The organism is Faecalimonas canis, from assembly GCF_054601575.1.
This window is the reverse complement of sequence record NZ_BAAHSI010000053.1, coordinates 1-666: the sequence shown is the minus strand read 5'-3', so window position 1 is coordinate 666 and position 666 is coordinate 1. Positions and strand designations below refer to the sequence as shown.

Sequence of the window (666 nt, the reverse complement as noted above, 5' to 3'; positions counted from 1 at the left end):
GATTCCCGTAGGAGTCATTTAAATTGAATATGCCGACATGGCTCAATTGGCAGAGCAGCTGATTTGTAATCAGCAGGTTATCGGTTCAAGTCCGATTGTCGGCTTTTGCTTATGCAAATGATAAGCGGTCTTTTAGGCAATGCATAAAAAGATTTGGACCTTTAGCTCAGTTGGTTAGAGCAATCGGCTCATAACCGATCGGTCCTGGGTTCGAGTCCCTGAAGGTCCACTTTTTAAAAATGAATATGGCCCGGTGGCTCAGTTGGTTAGAGCGCCGCCCTGTCACGGCGGAGGTCGAGGGTTCGAGTCCCTTCCGGGTCGTTTATATCGAATAAACGATATATAAAAATTTAATATCCCATGGGATCATAGCTCAGCTGGGAGAGCACCTGCCTTACAAGCAGGGGGTCACAGGTTCGAGCCCTGTTGGTCCCATTATGCCGCAGTGGCGGAACAGGCAGACGCACAGGACTTAAAATCCTGCGGGACTTATACTCCCGTACCGGTTCGATTCCGGTCTGCGGCATATCTTTTAAATTTATGTGGGCGTAGCTCAGCTGGATAGAGCGTTTGGCTACGGACCAAAAGGTCGGGAGTTCGAATCTTCTCGCCCACGTATCAAAAGGCTAATCAGTTAACTGGTTAGTCTTTTTTGTATTAAGAAAA

The 666-nt window shown here is 47.6% G+C and carries 6 tRNA genes; all 6 read left to right on the top strand.

The features are described from left to right. Positions 1–31: 31 nt before the first annotated feature. The 6 genes from ACYPXO_RS10995 (at position 32) to ACYPXO_RS10970 (ending at position 616) form a co-directional block, all read left to right on the top strand. A tRNA-Thr gene (locus ACYPXO_RS10995) sits at positions 32–104 on the top strand. A gap of 51 nt (positions 105–155) precedes the next feature. Further along, a tRNA-Ile gene (locus ACYPXO_RS10990) sits at positions 156–229 on the top strand. Positions 230–247: 18 nt separating this feature from the next. Beyond that, positions 248–321, top strand: a tRNA-Asp gene (locus ACYPXO_RS10985). Between the two features lie 41 nt (positions 322–362). Beyond that, positions 363–435: transfer RNA gene (locus ACYPXO_RS10980), tRNA-Val, on the top strand. Between the two features lie 4 nt (positions 436–439). Further along, positions 440–526 (top strand) — tRNA-Leu (locus ACYPXO_RS10975). Between the two features lie 16 nt (positions 527–542). After that, positions 543–616 (top strand) — tRNA-Arg (locus tag ACYPXO_RS10970). Positions 617–666: the final 50 nt, after the last annotated feature.